Annotated in this window: 16 protein-coding genes; 9 read left to right on the top strand and 7 right to left on the bottom strand. The window is 64.7% G+C overall.

From position 1 onward, the window contains the following. The first annotated feature begins 74 nt into the window (after positions 1-74). The 5 genes from PVZ80_RS13825 (at position 75) to PVZ80_RS13805 (ending at position 7357) form a co-directional block, all read left to right on the top strand. Positions 75-1817, top strand: a complete 1743-nt coding sequence (locus PVZ80_RS13825; RefSeq protein ID WP_009048861.1) for a phosphoethanolamine transferase CptA — start codon at positions 75-77, stop codon at positions 1815-1817. A gap of 202 nt (positions 1818-2019) precedes the next feature. Continuing rightward, a complete protein-coding gene (locus tag PVZ80_RS13820) occupies positions 2020-4266 on the top strand; it encodes a TonB-dependent siderophore receptor (protein WP_273864071.1) in 2247 nt (748 codons plus the stop codon). Between the two features lie 185 nt (positions 4267-4451). Continuing rightward, on the top strand, positions 4452-4673 hold the full coding sequence (locus PVZ80_RS13815; RefSeq protein ID WP_009048859.1) for a hypothetical protein: 222 nt from the start codon (positions 4452-4454) through the stop codon (positions 4671-4673). A gap of 594 nt (positions 4674-5267) precedes the next feature. Further along, a complete protein-coding gene (locus PVZ80_RS13810) occupies positions 5268-5942 on the top strand; it encodes a heavy metal response regulator transcription factor (RefSeq protein ID WP_009048858.1) in 675 nt (224 codons plus the stop codon). Further along, complete coding sequence (locus tag PVZ80_RS13805) at positions 5939-7357, top strand: heavy metal sensor histidine kinase (RefSeq protein ID WP_009048857.1); 1419 nt, start codon at positions 5939-5941, stop codon at positions 7355-7357. The genes PVZ80_RS13810 and PVZ80_RS13805 overlap by 4 nt, the downstream gene beginning before the upstream one ends. A gap of 25 nt (positions 7358-7382) precedes the next feature. Here PVZ80_RS13805 and chrA read toward each other — a convergent pair whose 3' ends face one another. The 6 genes from chrA to PVZ80_RS13775 all read right to left on the bottom strand — a co-directional run bounded on the left by chrA (position 7383) and on the right by PVZ80_RS13775 (position 12337). Then, entirely contained in the window at positions 7383-8585 is a 1203-nt protein-coding gene (chrA, locus tag PVZ80_RS13800; RefSeq protein ID WP_273864070.1) for a chromate efflux transporter, read from the bottom strand. A gap of 21 nt (positions 8586-8606) precedes the next feature. Continuing rightward, on the bottom strand, positions 8607-9098 hold the full coding sequence (locus PVZ80_RS13795) for a GNAT family N-acetyltransferase (RefSeq protein ID WP_009048855.1): 492 nt from the start codon (positions 9096-9098) through the stop codon (positions 8607-8609). 94 nt (positions 9099-9192) lie between these two features. After that, a complete protein-coding gene (locus PVZ80_RS13790) occupies positions 9193-9798 on the bottom strand; it encodes a DinB family protein (RefSeq protein ID WP_009048854.1) in 606 nt (201 codons plus the stop codon). Between the two features lie 32 nt (positions 9799-9830). Then, complete coding sequence (gene zapE, locus PVZ80_RS13785; RefSeq protein WP_273864069.1) at positions 9831-10943, bottom strand: cell division protein ZapE; 1113 nt, start codon at positions 10941-10943, stop codon at positions 9831-9833. Between the two features lie 281 nt (positions 10944-11224). After that, on the bottom strand, positions 11225-11566 hold the full coding sequence (locus PVZ80_RS13780) for a nuclear transport factor 2 family protein (RefSeq protein ID WP_009043734.1): 342 nt from the start codon (positions 11564-11566) through the stop codon (positions 11225-11227). 54 nt (positions 11567-11620) lie between these two features. Continuing rightward, on the bottom strand, positions 11621-12337 hold the full coding sequence (locus tag PVZ80_RS13775; protein WP_009048852.1) for a helix-turn-helix transcriptional regulator: 717 nt from the start codon (positions 12335-12337) through the stop codon (positions 11621-11623). Between the two features lie 460 nt (positions 12338-12797). On the opposite strand from PVZ80_RS13775, the gene PVZ80_RS13770 reads away from it, so the two are divergent. Continuing rightward, entirely contained in the window at positions 12798-14237 is a 1440-nt protein-coding gene (locus tag PVZ80_RS13770) for a nucleobase:cation symporter-2 family protein (protein WP_009048851.1), read from the top strand. A gap of 219 nt (positions 14238-14456) precedes the next feature. Further along, a complete protein-coding gene (locus PVZ80_RS13765) occupies positions 14457-14930 on the top strand; it encodes an LEA type 2 family protein (protein ID WP_009048850.1) in 474 nt (157 codons plus the stop codon). 232 nt (positions 14931-15162) lie between these two features. Here the strand turns inward: PVZ80_RS13765 and glsB are convergent, their stop codons facing one another. Further along, positions 15163-16071 carry a glutaminase B gene (gene glsB / locus PVZ80_RS13760; protein ID WP_009048849.1) on the bottom strand — a complete coding sequence of 303 codons (909 nt, stop codon included), beginning with the start codon at positions 16069-16071 and terminating at the stop codon, positions 15163-15165. Between the two features lie 224 nt (positions 16072-16295). On the opposite strand from glsB, the gene PVZ80_RS13755 reads away from it, so the two are divergent. Together PVZ80_RS13755 and PVZ80_RS13750 are read left to right on the top strand one after the other, a co-directional pair. Continuing rightward, positions 16296-17183 (top strand): LysR family transcriptional regulator, encoded by an 888-nt coding sequence (locus PVZ80_RS13755; RefSeq protein ID WP_273864068.1) that lies wholly within the window; start codon positions 16296-16298, stop codon positions 17181-17183. 135 nt (positions 17184-17318) lie between these two features. Further along, complete coding sequence (locus PVZ80_RS13750) at positions 17319-18572, top strand: ferredoxin reductase family protein (protein WP_273864067.1); 1254 nt, start codon at positions 17319-17321, stop codon at positions 18570-18572. The last annotated feature ends 3 nt before the right edge of the window (positions 18573-18575 follow it).

The raw sequence follows: 18575 nt of genomic DNA, 5'->3' as shown, positions 1-18575 counted from the left end.
GGGCGCGGCGCGCGTTCGCCGAGGTAGTCGAAGCTTTCCGGCGAATGTCCTGTTCAATGAAGCTGGAGCGCTCGATGGCTGTGTTTAAACGCGACAAGACGTCCGCGAAAGGGTTTGACTGGGCGGGCCTGGGCTGGCTCTTCCTGTTCTTCTGGTACTTCTCCGGCATCACCCAGTTACTGATCCAGTTGACCGACACTTCCGGCTTCGCCGGTTTCCGCCAGGCGTTCATCATGAGCGCGATCTGGCTGGCGCCGATGCTGCTGTTCCCGGCCCGCACCCGCGCGATGGCCGCCGTCATAGGCGTGGTGCTCTGGGCCTGTTCCATGGCCAGCCTGGGTTACTTCTTCATTTATCAGCAGGAGTTCTCCCAGAGCGTCATCTTCATCATGTTCGAGTCGAACCCCTCCGAAGCCGGCGAGTACCTGACCCAGTACTTCGCCTGGTGGATGGTGCTGGCGTTCCTCGCCCATACCGCTTTCGCCATCTTCCTCTGGACCCGCCTGCGCCCGGTCTACCTGCCGCGCGGCCGCGCGCTGGTGGCGGCCATGGCAATCCTGATCGCCGTCATCGGCTACCCGCTGATCAAGCAGACCGCACGCACCGGCAGCTTCGCCGGCGGCCTGGAGAAATTCGAGACGCGCATCGAGCCCGCGGTGCCATGGCAGATGGTGGTGGCCTACCGGCGCTACCGCGAGCAGTTGGAAAACATGCAGGGCATGCTCGACAACGTGAGCAAGATCCCGCCGCTGCACAACCTCAAGGACAGCATGGCCAACCAGCCGTCGACCCTGGTCCTGGTGATCGGTGAGTCGACCAACCGCCAGCGCATGAGCCTCTACGGCTACCCGCGCCAGACCACGCCGGAGCTGGACAAGCTCAAGGACCAGCTGGCGATCTTCGACAACGTCATCACCCCGCGCCCCTACACCATCGAAGCCTTGCAGCAGGTGCTGACCTTCGCCGACGAAGAAAACCCCGACCTGTACCTCAAGACCCCGTCCCTGGTCAGCGTGATGAAGCAGGCCGGCTACAAGACCTACTGGATCACCAACCAGCAGACCATGACCAAGCGCAACACCATGCTCACCACCTTCTCCGAGCAGGCGGACGAGCAGGTGTACCTGAACAACAACCGCAACCAGAACGCCCGCCAGTACGACGGCGACGTGCTGGAGCCGTTCTCCAAGGCGCTGGCCGACGGCGCGCCGCGCAAGTTCATCGTGGTCCACCTGCTGGGCACCCACATGAGCTACCAGTACCGCTACCCGCCGAGCTACGACAAGTTCACCGACCGCAACGGCGTGCCGGCCGGCGTGCGTGACGACCAGGTACCGACCTACAACAGCTACGACAACGCGGTGCTGTACAACGACTTCGTGGTCTCGAGCCTGATCAAGGACTACGCCAAGACCGACCCCAACGGCTTCCTGCTGTACCTGTCGGACCATGGCGAAGACGTGTTCGACTCCGCCGGCCACAACACCCTGGGCCGCAACGAAGGCAAGCCGACCGCGCCGATGTACACCATTCCCTTCATCGCCTGGGCCTCGCCGAAGTGGAAGCAGGACCATGACTGGAACTTCGCCGGCGACCTCGGCCGCCCTTACAGCAGTTCGCACCTGATCCATACCTGGGCCGACATGGCCGGCCTGAGCTCCGACGAGCTGGACCGCAGCAAGAGCCTGGTCAGCGACAGCTTCAAGCCGCGCCCGCTGCTGATCGGCAATCCTTATGAGCGCAACGAGAAAGCCCTGATCGACTTCAGCCTGATGAAGCCCAAGGCGCCGCCACCCACCGCGGTGGTACAAAAATAAATCTCACAGAAATAAGCGATGCCAGAATAAGCCTTTTCCTACGGGGCTCACGCAGCCCCGTACTACCGGCCTTCAATGCCCCTTCATGGGGCATTGTTGTATCTGAAAGATAATAATTATTCTCGTTTAGCCTAAATACCCTTCCTCCTTTTCGTCTCAGTGCAAACGGATTTTTTCCCTCGACGACAAGGAGACGGCAGCGATGTTCGCGCCATTCACTCGTTCCATGACTTTGACATTCGGCCTGTGCGGCGCGGTTCTGAGCCCCGGGCTGCTGGCTGAAAGCGAACCCGCGCAGAGCGCCGAGCCTGGCGCCCAGGCCCTGGAGCTCGATGCCACCAGCGTCACCGCCCAGGGCCTGGGCGCGACCACAGAGAACAGCGGTTCCTACACCACCGGCAGCATGAACACCGCCACGCGCCTGAACCTGTCGATCAAGGAAACCCCGCAATCGGTGTCGGTGGTGACCCGCCAGCAGATGGACGATTTCAAACTCGATACCTTGTCCGAAGTGCTGGGGCAAACCACCGGGGTGGTGGTCCAGCACCTGGACTCCGACCGGGTGATCTATTCCTCCCGCGGCTACTCCATCAACAACTTCCAGATCGATGGCATGCTCAACACCTTCAACCGCATGAAGTCCGATTCGGACACCATCATCTACGACCGCATCGAGGTGGTCCGCGGCGCCACCGGCCTGACCACCGGCGCCGGCGACCCTTCGGCCACGGTCAACATGGTGCGCAAGCGGCCGACCCACGAATGGGCAGCCAAGGCCGGCGTCAGTGGCGGCAGCTACGACAACTACTACAGCTACGTCGATGTCGGCGGCCCCCTGGGGTTCGACGGTCGCCTGCGCGGGCGCACGGTGCTGGCCTATCGTGACAGCCAGTCGTTTCGCGACCACTACCAGCTGCAGCGGGAAGTCGGCTACGGCATTCTCGAGGCCGACCTGACCGACAGCACCACCCTGGCCGTGGGCTACGACTACCAGGACAAGCAGGTCCAGGGCACCTCCTGGGGCACCGTGCCCTACTGGAACGCCTCGGGCGGCAAGGCCAACCTGCCGCGCTCCACCAACATGGCGGCGCACTGGAGTTCCTGGCCGCTCAAGGACAAGACCGCCTTCGCCACCCTCGACCAGCGCCTGGGCCACGACTGGCACCTGAAAGCCGCCTACACCCACCGCGACAGCGACAGCGACGGCAAGGTCTATTACGGCGGCGCCGGTTTCCCGGAAGCCGACCGCTCGGGCATGACCGCCTGGGCCAGCCATATGATCGGCACGCAGAAAATGCGCGTGTACGACTTCAACCTGGCCGGCCCCTACAGCCTGCTGGGCCGCGAGCATGAGTTGATGCTGGGCTACGGCGAGGCCGAGCGCCGCGAGTCGTCGCCCTACACCGTCGACGGCCCGACACCGCCGGGCTACGCCAGCATCACCGACTGGAAATACATGGGCGGCATCGCCAAGTTTCCCGACACCGTGACCAACCTGCCCGGCTCCGGCGACAGCACCCGGCAAAAGGCCGGCTACCTGGCCACCCGCCTGAGCCTGAGCGACGACCTGCATGCGGTGCTCGGCAGCCGTTACGGCAGCTGGAGCGCCCACAGCCGCTCTCGCAGCTACGACGCCAACAACCAGCTGACCCGCCTCGAGGACACCCGCCAGCAGCACAACGACATGTGGACGCCCTACGCCGGCCTGCTGTACGACCTCACCCCCGAATACACGGTGTATGTCAGCTACACCGACATCTTCAAGCCCCAGACCGAGCGCGACGCCAGCCGCAAATACCTCGAACCGATAGTCGGCAGCAACTACGAGCTGGGGCTCAAGGGCAGCCTGCTGGAGGAACGCCTGAACCTGGCCACCGCGGTGTTCTGGAGCAAGCAGGACAACGTCGCCGAACTGGACAGTTCGGTGCCGCCGGACCCGGTCACCGGCGAGGAGTTCTACAAGTCGGGCGGCAAAGGCGGCAAGGTGCAAGGGTTCGAGGCCGAGGTCTCGGGGGAAATCCTCCCGGGCTGGAACCTCACCGCCGGCTACACCTACACCCACGCCCTGGATGGCGAAAAGCAGCGCGCCAACGGCGGCGAGCCGATGAACATGCTGCGCCTGTCCACGGCCTATCGCCTGCCGGGCCAGTGGCGGGCGCTGACCGTCGGCGGCAGCCTGAACTGGCAAAGCGAAATCTACGGCAGCAGCCGGCGGCCGGTGGGGCGCGACGGCGACGGGCGTATCGTCACCGAAAACACCCGCATCCATCAGCAGGCCTACAGCGTGGCCGGGCTGATGTCGCGCTACGAGTTCGACCCGCACCTGTCGGCCTCGCTCAACGTCACCAACCTGTTCGACAAGAAGTACTACGAACGGGTCGGCTTCTATAACGGCGTCTACTGGGGTGAACCGCGCACCATGACCCTGAGCCTGGACTGGAAGCTGTAACCCGCCCTTCTTCCTACACGGCCATATCAGTGGGCCGTCAGTGCCTCTCATCCGGGATGACAGAATTGTCATCCCGCCTTCAGCGCCCTGTTAACCCCGCGTTAATAAGATCGCGCCATACTTCTATGACTGCTTCGTCACAGGGACGCGACGGAATTCCGATAACCGTCAATGGGACACCGCACATGAAAGCCTCCACACTCCTGCTCGCCGGTCTGATGATTGCCAGCTCGGGTGCAGCGTTCGCCGAAGGCGGCGCTGAACGCATGAAGCACTACTGGGACAACTTCCCCATCAGCCAGCAGATACCCCGCACCGATAGCGAACAGACGTCCTCCGAGAGCGGGAAAAAACCCCAGGCACCCGTCGAGGATCCGAGCCGCACCCCTGCGCAACCGGACGCCTGAAACGCCCCGAGCTCTACTCCTCTCTGGCGATAATGCTCCTTTGGCAGAGAGGATCTTCCGGCGCCCTTTCACGGGCGCCTTTTTTATCGCCGTCGATATCAGCGACATGACCATGGGCTATCAACTTTCTGACGTCAAAATGACAATTACGCCATATAGGCAACCGTCACTGCCCGCTGTATTAATATAAGTTCCCGCTGAACTTAGACATATATTGAAACAGTAAATAACACATGATCAGTTTCTAGGAGCGAGCGGGCGGCGATCCGACTTGCCCGCGATGAACTTGAGAGCACCGCGCGTCTCCACTCGATACGCAGTAGCGTTAACGACCATCGCGAGCAAGCTTCACTCCTACAATGGATCACCTTACTTGGGGCAGTCAGTGACCGGCTGTCTAAAACAGGCACAAGCCATTGATATCAGGCACTTAAAATCTTGACCCTAAAGCCACTTCAGGCTTGAGCATTCCCTCACCCGAACGGCTGAGGCTATTTATCAGCTGCAACTTCTCGGGGTTTTATGGCTGGTCCAACAACAACTTCATATCCAGCGCCATTGAATTCTTTTTAATGATCAAGAGGTCACTTTTCCATGCGCATTCTGGTTGTCGAAGACGAGCGTAAAACTGCCGATTACTTGCATCAGGGGCTGACCGAAAGCGGTTATGTGGTCGACCGCGCCGCCACCGGCGTCGACGGGCTTTACCTGATCGAACAGCAAAACTACGAACTGGTGATTCTGGACGTCAATCTGCCGGAAAAGGACGGCTGGCAGGTGCTGGAAGACATGCGCAAGGACAGCAGCACCCGGGTGATGATGCTCTCGGCGCGCGGGCGCCTGGCCGACAAGGTCAAGGGACTGGACCTGGGGGCCGACGATTACCTGGTCAAGCCATTCGAGTTCCCCGAACTGCTGGCGCGGGTGCGCACCCTGCTGCGGCGCAGCGAGAACCTGCCGGCGACCGACACCCTGCGGGTCGCCGACCTCGAACTCGACCCGCGCCGGCACCGGGCCTATCGCGGTTCGCGGCGCATCGACCTGACCACCAAGGAATTCACCCTATTGCAGGTGCTGATGCGCCAGTCGGGCGAGGTGCTGACCCGGACCCAGATCATTTCCCTGGTCTGGGACATGAACTTCGACTGCGACACCAACGTGGTGGAGGTCTCCATCAGCCGCCTGCGGGCGAAGATCGACGACGCCAGCGATATCAAGCTGATCCACACCATCCGTGGTGTCGGCTATGTCCTGGAAGTGCGCCAATGAAAGCCGCGCAACGCACCGCCAGCAGCCTGTCCATGCGCCTGGGCCTGACCGTCAGCCTGATGGGCGCCGGCCTGGTTTTACTGCTCGCGACCCTGGCCTACCTGGCCCTCAGCCATGAACTGGGCAGCCTGGCGCGGGAAAGCCTGGACAGCAAGCTCGAACAGATCCGCCACACCCTGACCAGCGACCTGAAGACCGGCGATATCGCCGCCCGCCCGCATTCGCTGCTGGACCTGGTAATGGGCCACGACAACCTGCACCTGAGCATTTTCGGCGCCGAGCCCCAGGCCGAAGCGCTGCTGAACATCGGCAATCGCAACCTGGGTCCGCTGCCCGAAGCCCTGACCCAGCCGGAAAGCCCGGCGTTCCTCGACTGGCTCGACAGCGCCGGCAACCGGTTGCTCAGCGCCTCCAGCCTGATAACCCTGCGCAATGGCGAACAGGTGCGGGTGGTGCTGTCCCTGGACCGGGCCAACGACCAGGCGCTGCTCAGTGCCTACCTGCGTTCCACGGTGATCGCCCTGCCCCTGCTGCTGATGCTGATCGGCATCGGCGCCTGGTGGGTGGTGCAGCGTGGCCTGGCGCCGTTGCAGCAGTTCAGCCGGGTCGCCGCCAAGGTCACCACCCAGGACCTGACCCATCGCCTGTCGCCGGACAACCTGCCACGGGAGCTGGCCGAGCTGGCCCACAGCATCAATTTCATGCTGCACCGGCTCGACGGCGGCGTGCAGCAACTCTCACAATTCTCCGACGACCTGGCCCACGAGCTGCGCTCGCCCATCACCAACCTGATGGGCAAGGCCCAGGTCACCCTGTCCCGGGAGCGCCCGCCGCACGAGTACAAGGCGGTGCTGGAGTCAAGCACCGAAGAGCTGGAGCGCCTGACCCGGATCGTCAGCGACATGCTGTTCCTCGCCCAAGTCAGCCACCCGGCCTCCCAGGTGGCGTTCGAAGAAATCTCCCTGGGCGATGAAGCGCGGCGGGTCATGGAACTGTTCGCCCTGAGCGCCGAGGAAAAACACCTGGGCATCAGCCTGTCCGGCGATGGCCTGGTGTACGGCGACCGCCTGATGATCCAGCGGGCGATCTCCAACCTGCTGTCCAACGCCATCCGCCACAGCCCCCGGGCGTCGAGCATTTCGATCCTGGTGGAGGAACACGATTCGAGCGTGTCGCTGTCGGTGGGCAACCCCGGCGCCGGTATCCCGGAGCAGCACCTGGAGCACCTGTTCGAGCGTTTCTACCGGGTCGACAGCAGCCGCTCGCGCGCCGAAGGCGGTACGGGACTGGGCTTGGCGATCGTGCGCTCGATCATGAACCTGCATCAGGGGCGGACCGAGGTCAGCAGCGTACCGGGCAGCTTTACCTTGTTCCGCCTGGTGTTTGCCCGGCTCAATCATCCGCCGCGGGCGTAATGCTGCTAATTGCAGGAGTGTGGCGTCAGGCCCCCAGCAGCAGGCCAACAGCGCCACCGGCGAGCACCACCAGCCAGGGTGGCAGCTTCCAGCGCATCAGCGCGGCCAGGGCCAGCAGCGCCAGCCCCAGGTCCAGTGGCTTGAGGATGGTGCTGGTCCACAGCGGGTCGTACAGCGCCGCCGCCAGCAGGCCGACCACCGCCGCGTTGACTCCGGCCAGCGCGGCCTGGACCCGACCCAGGTGGCGCAGGTTCTGCCAGAACGGCAGGACACCGACGATCAGCAGCATGGCCGGCAGGAAAATCATGACCAGGCACAGCAGCGCGCCGCTCCAGCCGTCGATGGCCGCGCCGAGAAAGGCCGAGAAAGAAAACACGGGCCCCGGCATCGCCTGGGCGGCGGCATAACCGGCGAGGAACAGATCGTTGCTCAGCAGGCCCGGCGTGACCACCTCACTCTGCAGCAACGGCAGCACCACATGACCGCCACCGAACACCAGCGCGCCGGCGCGATAGAAACCGTCGGCCAGCACCAGCGGCAGGCTGGGCCAGAACCCGGCCAGCAACGGCAAGCCGGCCAGCAACAGGGCAAACAACGCCAGGGCCAGGTAGCCCGTGCGCTTGCCGACTGCGATTGCCAGGCCGTCTTCGCGGTCGTTGAAGGCCGGCTGGAGCAGACCCGCGCCGACCATGCCCGCCAGCAACATGACGCAGACCTGGCCGAGGGTGCTCGGCCAGAGCAGCACACTGGCCGCCGAGGCGAGTGTGATCAGCATCCGCAGCGGCCCGCGGCACAAGGCACGGGCCATGCCCCACAACGCCTGGGCCACCACCGCCACTGCGACTATCTTCAGGCCATGCACCAGCCCACCGGGCAGCCCCGTGCCGCTGCCGGTCAGGCCCATGGCCAGGGCAATCAGGATCAGCGCCGAGGGCAAGGTGAAACCCAGCCAGGCGCTCAGTGCACCGGCCAGCCCCGCCCGCGACCAACCGAGGGCAAAGCCCACCTGGCTGCTGGCCGGCCCTGGGAGGAACTGGCACAGGGCGATCAGTTCGGCATAGGCCGCCTCGCTCAGCCAGGCGCGGCGCTGGACGAACTCGGTACGAAAATACCCCAGGTGCGCCACTGGCCCGCCGAAGGAACCCAGCCCCAGCCGCAGGAACACCAGGAACACCGCCCAGGCGCTGTCACGGCGGGTCACGGTGGCATCCTGGGGGCGTGAATTCATCGGCCGGCGGGCTCCAGGGGCTTACAGGGTCTTGTTCCAGAACAGCATCCGGCCATGGCTCGGGTCGAGCATCGCATCGTCGAAGCCGAACTTGCGGTAGGACGCCTGGGCCACCGCGTTGCCCTCCAGCACTTCCAGGGTGATCTTGCAGCAGCCGCGCTGGCGGGCGATCTCCTCGACCTTCTGCAGCATCTTCTGGCTCAGGCCCAGGCCGCGGAATTTATCGATCACCGACACGTCGTGCACATTGACCAGCGGCCGGCCGGCAAAGGTGGAAAAGCCCTCGAAGCAATTCACCAGCCCGGCCGGTTCGCCTCCGACAAAGGCCAGCACGCTGAAAGCATGGGGGCGCTTGGCCAGTTCGCCGGGCAACTGCCGCAACAGATCGGCGTCCAGCGGCTGGCCGCCGCCCATCGGGTCCTGGGCATAGTGATTGAGCACCAGGGCGATTGCCTCGGCGTGTACCGGATTGGTGTAGCTGGCCTGGAGTACCAATACGTCTGCAACGTCCATGTCTGTCCTCAACAGTGATTGATCCGGGCGGGTCCCCGGGAGAGCGATTGTAAACACCGGCACATGACCAAACGAGCGGCTAGCGCGTCAAGCGCTACCGTTCTTTGTCCTCGACCGCCTCCGCGCCCCAGATCTGCGCTTCGCTCCAGCCCAGCTCGGCAAAATCCTCGGCGCGCAGGGCCGCCTCGCCCGCACAGAAAAACTCGTCCAGCTGCGGCGGCGCCACCCGGGTGCCGCTGAGCATGGCATGCACCTGGCCACGGTGATGCAACTGGTGCTCGAACAGGTGCGAAAGCATGCGCAGCCGGGTATCGCGCTGCGGCTTTTCCCGGGCGATGGTGACGATCCGCGCAAGGTCCACATCCCGTTGCTGCTCGCAATAGGCGATCAGCCGGCGGTCCACCAGCGCCTGTTCGCGCCGCAGGTCGGCGGCCTGGTCGAAAGGCTCCTCAATCTCGAAAAACACATAGCAGTCGGCCCGTGGCGCCTCGCCGCGCAGCTCCCGCTCCAGCGCGTCGACGTAGAACCAGTCGCAGGTGAGGATGTGGTTGAGGGTGGCTTTCAGGCTGGGAAAGAAGCTCACCCGTGGCGCCGCCAGCTCGCTCGGGGTGAGTATTTCCCAGGCCTTGCCCAGGCGGTGATTGGCCCAGGCGTTCTGGTAAGCCATGGTCAGCAGATGATGGGACAGGGGCTGGTTCACGGTCAGGTCTCCCGTGTGATGATCAGGCGTGTTCAGCCGAAACGCTGCAGCTGCATCTCCTTCAGACGACTGAGGGTACGGCGGAATGGAAACTCCAGGTAGCCCTCGGTGTACAAGGCCTCCATCGGTACTCGCGCTTCGAGGTACAGCGGCACCTTGCGGTCGTAGCACTCGTCCACCAGGGCGATGAACCGCCGCACGCTGTCATCGTGGATCGACAACTGCGGCAGCTCGCGATCGCCGGCCACCACTCGCTCGGCGCCGTCCTCGGTGCCCCGGGCAATCCGCCCCGGGCGCTGTTGCGCGCTGAGCTCGGGCACTTCGCTGAGCAGGATCGCGCTGAAACGGTCGCACAGGGCCATGAAGTCCATGGCGGCGAACGGCTGCTCGCACAGGTCGGCGAAACGACACCAGAGCACCCGCTCGCTGGCCTTGATCACCTGGACCTCGCGGTAGCCCACCGGCAGTACCGCACTGGACGCCGCCTGCCCCGCCGCCAGCTGTTCGAACACCGGGCCCAGGGCACTCGGTTGGCCGGCCGGGGTCAGCCAATAACGCTGGGTCAGCGCCCCCGGGTGCAGGCGATGGTCCTGGGCGCCGTCCACCGCCACCACCTGCAGATGCGCCTCGATCGCCGAGATTGCCGGCAGGAACCGCTCGCGGTTGAAACCGTCGGCATACAGCTGTTGCGGCGGCTGGTTGGAGGTGCAGACCATCACCACGCCCTGTTCGAACATCACCTGGAACAGGCGCCCGAGAATGATCGCGTCGCCGATGTCGTTGACGAACAGTTCGTCGAAACACAGCACCCGCACCTCTTCGCTCAGCTCGCGGGCCAGGGCTTGCAACGGGTCGGCGGTGCCGGTCAGCTGGAATGAGCGCTGGTGGACCCAGCCCATGAAATGGTGGAAGTGCTGACGCCGCGCCGGCACCTCGAGGCTTTGATAGAACTGGTCCATCAGCCAGGTCTTGCCCCGGCCCACGGGGCCCCACAGATAGACCCCGGTGATCGACTTGCGCCCTTCATGCAGGGCGACATGGCACTGCTGCAGGGCCCGCATCGCCCGCTCCTGGGCCTCGTCGGCGACAAAACCGCGCTCCTGGAGGGCGTACTGATAGGCGCTGAGGGGAGAATCGAAAGGCATGGGATCCACGCATCCGCAAATGGGCCGCGCAGTATGCCATGCCTCGCCTGGCGACCGCTGCGTCGGGATGCCGCCCAGGTCGATCGCAGCCTCGCTGTCGCTCCGCAGCGGCTACAAGGAACACGACGCCTATGTAGCCGCTGCCGAGCAGCGCGAGGCTGCGATCGGCAACGCAGTTGCCGCAAAACCCGGGCACGCGGTGTGTCAGGCAGAACGCGCACGGCAACTGCTTTGCCGATCGCAAGCTTCGCCAGCGGCTACAGCGAGCGCGGGCGCGACGGCTACAGCGAGATATCCAGCCGGGCGATCTTGCCCTGCTCGTCGAGGCGGAACACGTAGCGCAATTCCAGCGGGCTGCCGGGGAAGCTGCCGGAAATCAGGTTGTCCACCAGCACCTTGCCGGTGCGCTGCTGGACCTTGAGCACCTCGAGCCGTGGCTGGTAACGGCGGGCGGTGTCCTCCATCCATTGGGCGATGGCGCGGGTGCCGGCCTGATGCTGGCCCTCATCGAACACCTGGGCGTCTTCGGCGAAGAAACTGGCGACCGCCGAACTGTCACGACCATTGGTGGCTGCAAGGTAGGCGGCGATGGCCGGTGCGAGAGAAGTGGCTGTGCTGGACATGGTACTGCGGCTCCTTGTTTATCGTTGCTGGAGCCATGCTAAAACGCCGTCGCGTCAGTTCTTGTCAGGAGTGAAACGCCCGGCATCGTCCAGTTGCATGCGCTGGCGCCAGGTGCGCAACAGGTCGCTGCGACGCCCCGGATAACGCTGGCCCTGCTCGCTCGCGGCGGCGATCCGGTCGGTGCGAAAGGTGCGGAAATCATCGCGCAGCTCACACCAGGCGACTATCACCCGCGCCTCGTTCATAAAGCCCAGGGCCAGCGGCCAGATCAGGCGCTGGCTGGGGGTCTTGTTCACATCGGCGTAATCGATGTGCAGCTTGGCCTGCTCGCGGATCGCCTGGCGAAACACGTTCAGCGGCACCACGTTTTCCGGGTAGCAATAAGCCGGCGGGCCGGGCAGCACCGTCGGGTTGTGCAAGGCTTCCTGGGCCGCCGGGGCCAGCACCGCGGCGATCTTCGCCAGGGCATCGGCGGCGGCCTTGCCCAGCACCTCGTCGCCACGCTGGTCGACATAACGCAGGCCGAGGACGATGGCTTCGGTCTCGTCGGCGTTGAGCATCAGTGGTGGCAGGAACAAGCCGCTGCGCAGCACATAACCGATCCCCGCCTCACCATGGATCGGCGCGCCCAGGGCCGTCAGCTCGGCGATGTCGCGGTACAGGGTGCGCTCGGACACCTCCAGCTCGGCCGCCAGCGCCGCGGCGGTCACCGGGCAGCGCTTGCCGCGCAGCACTTGCAACAGGGTCAACAAACGAGTGGTGCGCGACACGTCATCAGGCTCGGCAGGGAAGGATCGGCGCAGCTTAACAGAGCCCCCTGTCAGGATCTGTCAGTAGCGAACTCTGACCTCGCTGGAGAAACGCGGTGCCTGGTTTGGCGAGCGCTTTGTCGGAATGCCGCCCAGCTCGATCGCAGCCTCGCTGACGCTCGGCTGCGGCTACGGACGCGGTGCCTTTGTAGCCGCTGCCGAGCCCGCGAGGCTGCGATCGGCAACGCAGTTGCCGCAAAACCTGAGTCCGCGGTGGATCAGGAGGAACGCGCGGCCTGTAGTGCGTTGTGGCGCGGCGTTAAATCAACCCTTCTGGCCCCGACGCCTTTCTGGCATCCTGCGCCTCCATTTTTCTGACCGGGTCCGCAGATTTTGCCTTACGTCCTCCGACAGCCCGCGTCGCGCCCCTTTTCTCCACGTGTTTCATGCCCTATCGACACGTCATTGGCAGGCTTTTCCCATGACCGCACCTGATCGCTCCACGCCGCGCTACAAGTCCGACCTGATCTATGGCCTGGAGGACCGCCCGCATTTCAGCGCGGCGATCTTCGCCGCGCTGCAACATGTGCTGGCGAGCTTTGTCGGCATCATCTCGCCGACCCTGATCTTCGGCGGCGTGCTGGGCCTGCAGAACGAAACGCCCTACCTGATCAGCATGGCGCTGTTCGTCTCGGGCCTGGGCACCTTCGTCCAGGCCCGGCGCCTGGGGCCGATCGGCTCCGGGCTGCTGTGCGTGCAGGGCACCAGCTTTTCCTTTATCAGCGTGCTGCTCAGCGCCGGGCTGATGGTCAAGGGCCGCGGCGGCAGCAACGAGGAAATCCTCTCGACCATCTTCGGCATCTGCTTCTGCGCGGCCTTTATCGAGATGTTCCTCAGCCAGTTCATCGGCAAGCTGCGCAAGCTGATCACCCCGGTGGTCACCGGCACCATCATCACCCTGATGGGCCTGTCGCTGATCAAGGTGGCGGTCACCGACATGGCCGGTGGCTTCGGCGCGCCGGACCTGGGCGCCGCCAGCAACCTCGGCCTGGCCGCCCTGGTACTGCTGACCATCGTGGTACTCAACCGCTTCAGTCATCCGATGCTGCGCCTGGGCTCGATCGTCATCGGCCTGACCCTGGGTTTCGTGGTCGCCTGGCTGCTGGGCCGGGTCGACCTGGCGACGATGCCGGAAGTGCCGATGGTCAGCGTGCCGGTGCCGTTCAAATACGGTTTCTCCTTCGACCTGATCGCTTTCATTCCGCTGGCGGTGATTTTCCTGATCTCGCCCCTGGAAGCGGCCGGCGACCTGACCGCCAACTCGATGATTTCCCAACAACCGGTCAAGGGCCCGCTGTACATCAAGCGCATCAAGTCCGGGCTGCTGGCCGACGGTTTCAACTCGATGGTGGCGGCGGTGTTCAACAGCCTGCCGATGGTCACCTTTGCCCAGAACAACGGGGTGATCCAGCTGACCGGCGTGGCCAGTCGCTACGTGGCGTACTTCATCGCCGGCCTGCTGGTGCTGCTGGGGCTGTTCCCGGTGATCGGCGCGGTGCTGCAACTGATGCCCAAGCCGGTGCTGGGCGGCGCGACCCTGATCATGTTCGGCACCGTGGCCGTGGCCGGGATCAAGATCCTCGCCGAAGCCGGGCTGCATCGACGCAACGTGCTGATCGTGGCGATTTCCCTGGGCATGGGCCTGGGCGTGGCGGCGGTGCCGGAAGTCCTGCGCGAACTGCCCAAGGCGCTGCACAACATCTTCGAATCGCCGATCACCGTGGGCGCGATGTGCGCGATCCTGCTGAACATCTTCCTGCCGGAAGAGTTCATCGAGCTGGAAGAAGACGAGTTCGACCCGGAAGCGGCGACCCTCAAGGTCATGCAGGACCCGGATGTAAGCGCCAAAGCCAACGCGTAAGCACAATGTGTTTCTGTAGGAGCGAAGCTTGCTCGCGATGGCGTCGGTGGCGACACCACCAGCCGGCAGGCCTCAAGCTCACTACCAGCCCTGCCGGCCTCATCGCCGGCAAGCCTGGCTCCTACAGAAGATGGCGCCCCTCAAGCAACCTTCGGTTTGTGGTGCAGACCCGGGCGCGATAGATTCAACACTGCCTTCTTTCTTTGCAGAGAGCTTCCAATGCGCAGATTCCTCGGCCTCACCCTTTCCTTGCTGTTGCTCAGCCTGAGCGCCTGCGCCCTGTTTCCCCAGCACGATCCGCTGAATATCAATGTGGTCGGTATCGAACCCCTGCCCAGCCAGGACCTGGAAGTGCGCTTCGCCGTCAAGCTGCGCCTGCAGAACCCCAACGAAACCGCGATCAACTACAACGGCGTGGCCCTGGACCTGGAGGTCAACGGCCGGCCGCTGGCCTCCGGGGTCAGCGACCAGAGCGGCAGCATCGGGCGTTTCTCCGAGGGTGTGCTGGTGGTGCCGGTCAGCGTCTCGGCCTTCGCCGTGCTGCGCCAGACCCTGGGCCTGAGCCAGACGCAAAGCCTCGACGACCTGCCCTACGTGCTGCGCGGCAAGCTCGCCGGCGGCCCGTTCGGCACTATGCGTTTCGTCGAGAAAGGCCAGCTGAGCCTGCCGAAGACCGCCAACTTCACCTGGTAATCGCACGCTTCCCTGTAGCCGGCGGCGCAGCCGTCGCCAAGCCTGCCAACGCGTTTATCCAGACAGACCGCGGACTCAGGCTTTGCGGTTGCTACGTCGGAATGCCGCCCAAACCGAGCGCAGCCTCGCAGGCTCGGCAGCGGCTACACAAGCACCGCATTCCTGTAGCCGCTGGCGCAGCCTGCGATCGGGTGCGCAGCACCCGCAACCGGCCGCAATGCTCCCGCCGCCCTTAGAACACCGACCAGCCGATGCGCTGGCTCAGCAATTCCAGCGCCGCCATGCCCACCAGGGAATTGCCCGCCGCGTTCAATTCCGGTGACCACACGCACACCGTGAACTGCCCCGGCACCACCGCGACGATGCCGCCACCCACGCCGCTCTTGCCCGGCAGGCCGACGCGGTAGGCGAAATTGCCGGCTTCGTCATACAGGCCGCTGGTGGCCATGATCGAGTTGACCTGCTGGGTCTGGCGCGCCGTGAGGATCTGCTCGCCGCTGTGCTTGCAGAAACCGTCGTTGGCCAGGAAGCAGAAGGCCCGCGCCAGGTCGACGCAGCTCATGCGCAGCGCGCAGTGGCTGAAGTAGCTGCGCAGCACCGACTCGACATCGTTGTGGAAGTTGCCGAAGGACTGCATCAGGTAGGCCATCGCCGCATTGCGCGCGCGGTGCTGGTATTCCGAATCGGCGACGCGGCCGTCCACCAGCACCTGCATGTTGCCGGACAGACGCCGCACAAAATCGCGCATGGACAGCGCCGGCGCGGCGAAACGCGACTGGTTGATATCGCAGATCACCAGCGCCCCGGCGTTGATGAACGGGTTGCGCGGACGGCCACGCTCGAACTCCAGCTGCACCAGCGAGTTGAAAGGCTGTCCGGAAGGCTCATGCCCCAGGCGCTGCCAGATCGCCTCGCCGGAATGGCCGATGGCCTGCACCAGACTGAACACCTTGGAAATGCTCTGCACCGAGAACGGCGTATCGGCGTCGCCGGCGCTGAACACCTGGCCATCGTTGCCATACACGGCAATCCCCAGCTGGTTGGCCGGCACGTCGGCCAGCGCCGGAATGTAGCTGGCCACTTTGCCCTGGCCAATCAGGGGACGGACCTCGTCGAGGATCTCGTTCAACAACGCTTGCATGTTCAGACTCGCACTTCGTGCCTCGCACCGCCGCGAAGCTACCGCTGCTAGACGCACTCAGTCGGGTCGAGAACACAGTTGTCGTGCTTACCCCTCACACGTCCCCCATACAGCCTCTCGCGCGGGCGAAAAACCGGCGATAAAAATCGCCCGCGGACCGCGCTTTTTTGATCGGGCAGAGCCGCAGCTGATAGGCTTTCCCCTACATTCGACAGGGAGCGCTCATGGATCTCAACGCCGCCAGGATGTTTGTCAGCGTGGTCCAATGCGGCAGCATTTCGTCCGCCGCCAACCTGCTGCAACTACCGCTGGCCACCATCCGCCGGGGCATCCGTGAACTGGAACGCAGCCTCAACGTGCAACTGCTGGAACGCTCCGCCCGCGGCACCCGGCTGACCGCCGCCGGCAGCCAGCTCTACGAACACGCCAGCCGCGGTATCGAGGCCCTGGCCGAGGGCGAACAGGCTGTCAGAAATGATCGAATTCACTTGCAGGGCCGCCTGAGCGTGTCGGTGCCGGCGGCGTTCGAGAGCTGGTGGAAACTGCTGGCCGAGTTCCAGCGGCGCCATCCCGAGGTCCAGGTCGCGGTCTACACCAGTGAGCGGGAAAGCGACCTGGCGCAGGATGGGGTCGACGTCGCTCTGCGCGCCGGGCCGCTGTTCGACGAGGATCGCCCGGCGCGCCTGCTCGGCAGCTACCGGCATCTGCTGGTCGCCAGCCCGTTGCTGCTGGAGCGCCTCGGCACCCCGCAAACCCCCGCCGACCTTCGCGGTTTTCCCTGCGCCGTCTGGTCGCGCCATGCCGATGCCCGGGAACAGTGGCAGTTGGGCGACCAGTCCTACAGCCCCGACCCGCTGTTCGCCGCCAATGATTACCTGCACCTGCGCCAGCTGGCGCTGACCGCCAAGGTGGTCACCGAGCTGCCGGCTTTTCTCGCCGCCGAAGCGCTGCGCGACGGTCGCCTGCACGCCCTGCTGCCCCGCCTGCCGATGCCCGAACAACAGCTGCACCTGCTTTACCCGAGCCAGCGCCCGCCCTCGAACATCGTCCGCGCCTACCTGGATTTCGCCCAGGACTGGCTGGTGGAGAACCCCTTGCCCGACCCGCACTGAGCGAGCGCTGATGCAGATCAGCCCAGGGCTGCCGCTCTGCCAGTAAACTACCCCCCTCACCCCGGCTGCGCCCTCACCCGCCCGCAGCCCATCCTGTGCGCCGACACTGGCGCCATCTTTCTGGAGGTGTCCCCCTTGAAAACCTGGTACTCGGTGGTCGGCGTCCTGCTGATCACCACCCTCACCGTGCTGCTGGAAATCCCCAGCGACACCTGGCTGACCTCCGCCACCCTGAGCCTGGTCCTCGGCGCCACGGCGCTGGCCTATATGGCCCTGTCCTGCCTGCTGGCCAGCCGCTGGCGCTGGGTCGAGCGACTGTTCGGCGGCCTCGACCGGGTCTATGAAAGCCACAAGTGGCTGGGCATCTGGGCGCTGGTCTTCGCCAGCTATCACCTGGTGTTCAAGGCCAACCTGGATCTCTGGCAAAGCATGCCGATCATCGAGCTGTCCAAGTACTGGACGCGCATGGTGCGGCAGCTGAGCTACATCGCCCTCGGCCTGATTGTGCTGCTGGCGCTGAACCGCAACATTCCCTACGGCCAGTGGCGCTGGTGGCACAAGCTGTCCGGGCCGCTGTTCGCGATCGTCATCCTGCACTGGCTGAGCTTCAAGTCGCCGATCGCCCTGGACAACCCCTCGGGCATCTGGCTCACCGCACTCTGCGGCCTGGGCCTGCTTGGCGCCCTGTACAAGCTGCTGCTGTATCCGTTGCTGGCCAAGGCCGGCGAATACCGGGTCAGCGCGGTGACCCTGGAGAAAAACTCCCTGCACCTGGAGCTGACCCCGCTGCACCGCGGCTTCGCCTTCAAGGCCGGGCAGTTCGCCTTTCTCGCCATGCGCGAAAAAGGCCTGCGTGAACCGCACCCCTTCACCATCGCCAGCGCCCACGCCAGCGACGGGCGCATCGAGTTCGTGATCCGCGCCCTGGGCGACTACACCCAGAAGCTGCGCCAGCAGGTCAAGGTCGGCATGCTCGCCGACCTCTACGCGCCCTATGGCCGCTTCAAGCGCCGGCTCGATGCCGGCCGGGAGATCTGGATCGGCGGTGGCGTGGGTATCTCGCCCTTTATCTCCTGGCTGCAGGATGCCGCCGCCGGGCGCTTCGACCGGGCGACCCTGGTCTACTGCTGCAACCCGTCACGGGCCTTCCCCAGCATCGAAACCTTGCAGGGCCTGGCCGAGGAACGCGGGGTGGACTTCATCGGCCACACCGACGGCGCCGACCGCCTGGGCGAAACCCTGAAACGGCTGGCCAGCGAAACCGATCCACAACAGATCCAGATCAGTTTCTGCGGGCCCAAGGGCTTGCTGGCGCGGGTCAAGGCGTTGATGCGCGAATACGCAATTCCCGAGCGCAACCTGCACTACGAGTTCTTCGAGTTCCGCTGACCG

This window comes from Pseudomonas sp. B3G-3 (genome assembly GCF_028640915.1).
In the GTDB taxonomy this organism is placed as follows: Bacteria; Pseudomonadota; Gammaproteobacteria; order Pseudomonadales; family Pseudomonadaceae; genus Aquipseudomonas; species Aquipseudomonas chlororaphis_I.
Note: the sequence above shows the minus strand (reverse complement) of the source record. Positions and strands in the feature narration are given on the sequence as shown.